The sequence below is a fragment of the uncultured Campylobacter sp. genome, assembly GCF_938031315.1.
Classification (GTDB): Bacteria; Campylobacterota; Campylobacteria; order Campylobacterales; family Campylobacteraceae; genus Campylobacter_B.
Window position 1 is genome coordinate 1 of the sequence record NZ_CALHHT010000011.1, and the last position, 4,225, is coordinate 4,225.

Annotated in this window: 3 protein-coding genes; all 3 read right to left on the reverse strand. The window is 50.4% G+C overall.

Features of this window, described 5'->3' with window-relative positions:
* Positions 1 to 484: 484 nt before the first annotated feature.
* The 3 genes from Q0236_RS00295 to Q0236_RS00305 all read right to left on the reverse strand — a co-directional run bounded on the left by Q0236_RS00295 (position 485) and on the right by Q0236_RS00305 (position 3,879).
* Positions 485 to 1,486, reverse strand: coding sequence for a hypothetical protein (locus Q0236_RS00295; protein WP_297913649.1), 1,002 nt, complete (start codon positions 1,484 to 1,486; stop codon positions 485 to 487).
* Positions 1,487 to 1,676: 190 nt separating this feature from the next.
* Positions 1,677 to 3,125, reverse strand: coding sequence for a hypothetical protein (locus Q0236_RS00300; RefSeq protein WP_297913652.1), 1,449 nt, complete (start codon positions 3,123 to 3,125; stop codon positions 1,677 to 1,679).
* A gap of 34 nt (positions 3,126 to 3,159) precedes the next feature.
* The gene (locus Q0236_RS00305) at positions 3,160 to 3,879 is read right to left on the reverse strand and encodes a TerC family protein (RefSeq protein WP_297913654.1); all 720 of its coding nucleotides are present in this window, start codon (positions 3,877 to 3,879) and stop codon (positions 3,160 to 3,162) included.
* Positions 3,880 to 4,225: the final 346 nt, after the last annotated feature.

Genomic DNA, 4,225 nt, shown 5'->3' on the forward strand with positions numbered 1-4,225 from the left:
ATACGGGGCGCGACAATTTCGAGCCCGACATCGGCGAAAGCGTGCTGCGCCGCGACCCTGCCGCGCAGCTCAAGCGCGAGCTTTCGCACTTTTTGGCGATCGTAAAAAACCTAAAACTAAACGAAAGAATTTGGAGCTAGCGGACGGGCGGCTCGCCGCAGTTTGGCACGCTACGGTCTCACGCTTCGTGCCGCGGTTTCGCGTGCCTTAAAATTTGAAATTTTAAAATTCCGCTTTTGGATTTTGCGCTTTGGAATTTTACGCGCCTTAAAATCCGCACATTTTGAAATTTAAAATTTTAATCCACGCTACGGAATTCCGCGCCGCAAAATTTAAAATTCTGAAATTAAAATTCCGCGCCTTGAAATTCTACGCTTTAAAATTTAAAATTTTAAAATTTCGCAGTCGAAATTCTGCGCGCTTGAAATTTGAAATTTTACCGCGCCTTAAAATTTAGCGCACCCGCCAAGCATCACGGTGCCCATCAAAGCCCCTGCGCGCTAGAGGGCGCGACTAACTCCTCTATAATTTTACCGGGCTCGCAATGAATTATTTTACTCTCTATCGTAAATTTTTCGCCGTCAAATTTAAAGTATTGATATTCATCGACAAGCTCGCCGTCCGGGTATTTATCGCTATATTTTACCTTAAGAGCGCCCAGTATGCCGTTTTCAAAGGTCAAAAACGTCCTTTTAGCGTATTTATTCTTTATCTCGTCACTGCCGTCTAAATATGAGAAAAAATCATATTCTATGCCGAATCGAGCGGAGTCGTGCGGCGGCGGCACCAAAGAGCTCCTTTTAGAGCAGTCGCAATCTCCGCCGCATGAACGGACATAGTGGAATATATTCGCTAGGTTTATACCCGCTTCGCTTGCTTCTACCGCCCAAAATTCGTCGTTTGTGAGCTTAGTAGAGCCCTTTGATGCTCCGTAAATAAGATATAGATTTTCTTTAACTTTAAAAACTTTTATCACTCGATCGCCGCCCCATGCGGTACCGACTGCCCAATCGCCGCAGGCGCAATCCCGCCTGCCGCCAAGAACGCATTCTTGCATCTGCTGCGCACCTTTGTCTGCAAAATCCATAATGAAATTTTGCCCGCCGCTTACGTATTGATACGCTACGTAGCTCGCGCCCATCGTGCCGCCGGTGCTGATATCTACCGAATATGCCCGAAACTTGCCGTCCTGCGAGATCGCCATATTCGGCGCGAACCTCAAGGATTTTAAAATTTGCGGAGCGCTCTCGCCCGCGCTTTGCAAAAACTCCATAAACGCAGCCCTTAACCTAACGATGCTCTCGCAAGGCGTACCATCGGGGCGATGCCCGGCTTCGTCAATCTCCTGAAGCGCCGTGCTTAAATTTGCGGTTAAAATTTCTAGGCTTTGATCTTTTTGAGCGCTGTTTGCACCTTCTGCCAAAGCGGGCGCTGCCTCGGCGAACATGAAGCTTAATAAGCACAAAAACGAGATTAAAATTTTCAAGTCGCATCCTTTAAATCTTTGATTTTCGCTAGATTATAGCGCAAATTTGCGCCGCGCGAGATTTGGATTTAGAATTTGCGCCCTCAATTTAAAACCCAAATCCGCTCGCTGCGGAATTCTGCGAAATTTCGAAATTTGAAATTCCTTGAAGTTGCAAAATTCCGCGAGGATGCCGTTTGAAATTCGCCTTTCAAAGCATAAGGCTAAGCAGCAGCAAAAATCCGATGAAGCTTAGGGCGTTGCCGAAGGAGCCGCCGATATGATCGCCAAGCCACGTCAGCACTAGCGCGCCGCCTAGACGCAGACCGAGTTGCAGCGCCACAGCCGTGATAAAATCCGCTGCGCGCCGAAGTCCGCTGCGCGTATCGCCTAGCTTCATGCCGCGGCTTTGGTTCCACAGCCCGCTTACGCGGTAGTCTTTGTAGCGCGCGCGGAGAATATCGCCGTTTTGCAGCTCAAAGCTCTGCGAAGCGTCCTTCGCCTTGGCGGGTGTCGCGGTTTCGGCGGAGCTGGCGGAATTTATAGAATTTGCTGCGTTGGCAGAATTTGCAGAGCTTGTGGAATTCGCTGATTTCGCAAAATTTTTAACGCTCGCAGAATTTTCTGCGTTTAAATTCTTAAATTTCGCAGAATTTTCGCCGCCTGCGAGCTCCGCTAAATTTTGATCTGTGAGTATCCCGTCGGAAACGATCCGCAGCTTGCTGTCGCCCGATAAATACAGCCCGTCCAGCGCGAAGCCATAATAATAAACGTCGCCGCTTTGCAGCACGCGCACGCCGCTAGCATAGCCCTCCGCTTCGCCGCTTCGCTTGGACTCTTTGGAGTGCGCGAGAGCCGCAAATATGCGTCCGAACTTTGCGGCGCGCCAGTCTCTTCGCATAAACTTAAAGCTGCAATACGAAAAAGGCGCGAGGATGAGCAGGGCTAGCAGTCCGGCAGGAGCCCTTGCATCAAAAATAAAGATTATGCAGTAGATACTCATTGCGGTCAGCGCTACGCCGAAGGCTGCGAATATCGCGGCGAGTACCGTGCTACCGGCGTCCCTCCAGCGCTGCGCTCCTAGGCTTAGATTAACGAAATCTAGCGGAGAGAGAGCGGAGTTTGCCTGGGCGTTGTGCTCCTCGCGGGTAGAATTTAAAGAGAGGGGGCTGCTAAAGTCTTTACGGATCAAACCCAAAGCGGCTGAGTTTATGCTGCTGCGATCTTTGTCCGATAAATCAGATACTGCAGAATTTTGGCGCGCACTCGCCGCCGTATCGCTATATGCGTCGCGGTTTGAATTTGCGGCAGTGGAATTTCCGCTGTTTGGAACTTCGCAGCTAGGGCGCAGCATGGAATTTTCGCCGCTTAAATCGGCGCCGCTTAAAGCCTCGCGGCAGGAATTTAAGCTCCTTGAAGCCTCGCTGCCGAAATTCGAGCCCAAAGCTTCATCTTCATAGATCACCGCCAGCTCGTCGCCCTCGCGTATCGGCAGATAAAGTCCGTCGCGTTTTAAATTTAAAATTCCCGCAAAGCGCAAGCGCTCCAGCGTAAAGCTAAATTTCGCCGTGCCTGCAGCCGCGGGCTGTAGCTTCAAATCCCTAGCCGTGCCGCGAGCAAGCTTGATACGTCGCGGCGAAAGAAATTTAGCAAACCCCATGCGCGCTTTTCAGATCTCGCAAAATTTCGCCCCTCTATTTCGCGGCGGATTTTTTGCGGATCTGGATATTGATGAGCTCCACCAGTAGCGAAAACGCCATCGAGAAGTAGATGTAGCCCTTAGGTATGTGAAAGCCCAGCCCATCGGCGATCAGCGAGACGCCCACCAAAATCAAAAATGCAAGCGCTAAAATTTTGATCGTCGGGTTTGCGTCCACGAAGCGCGCGATTGCACCGCTAGCGAGCATCATCACGCCCACGGCGATGACGACTGCGAGGATCATCACGGGCAGGTGCTGCGCCATGCCCACGGCGGTGATGACGCTGTCGAGCGAAAAGATGATGTCCAAAACGGCAATCTGCACGAGCGTGCCGCTAAAGCTCGCCTTGCCGCCGCTAGCGCTATGTTCGTGTACCTCGCCCGTGGCGCTGGAGTGGATCTCGAGCGTGGATTTGACGAGTAGAAACAATCCGCCGCCGATCAGCACGAGATCGCGTCCGCTAAAATCGCGCGCAAGCACGCTAAATAGCGGCTTAGTTAGCCCCATGATCCAGCTAAGGCTAAGAAGTAGCAGTATGCGCGTGAACATCGCAAGCGCAAGCCCCATTATACGGGCGCGTCCGCGCTGCGCCTCGGGCAAGCGGCCGCACAAAATCGCGATAAAGATGATATTGTCGATGCCAAGCACGATCTCAAGTCCCGTGAGCGTCGCCAGACTGATCCATGCCTCGGGTGAGGCGATCCATTCAAACATCGGTTTCCTTTGGGTGAAAATTTAAGCCGTGATGATAGCGAAAGTTTGGTTAAAATTTCTAAATTTTACCGCCTTCGTGCGCGAAACTGCGCGGGGAATTTCGGCGATGCGATGCGGACGGTTTATCTTTAAATTTTGCCGTAAATCTGTCGCGATAAAATACAGCGCGCGGAATTTCATAGATGAAGAGTGTGAAATTTTGGCGACGAAATTTTAAAATTTAGACTTGGATAAATTTGCGATTAAATTTTAGCGACAGATTGTTTAAATGAAACAAAGACGGAATTTTTGTAGAAATTTAAGCGGCGCGAAATTCTAAAAATTCCATGCCGCGAATGGAGATAAA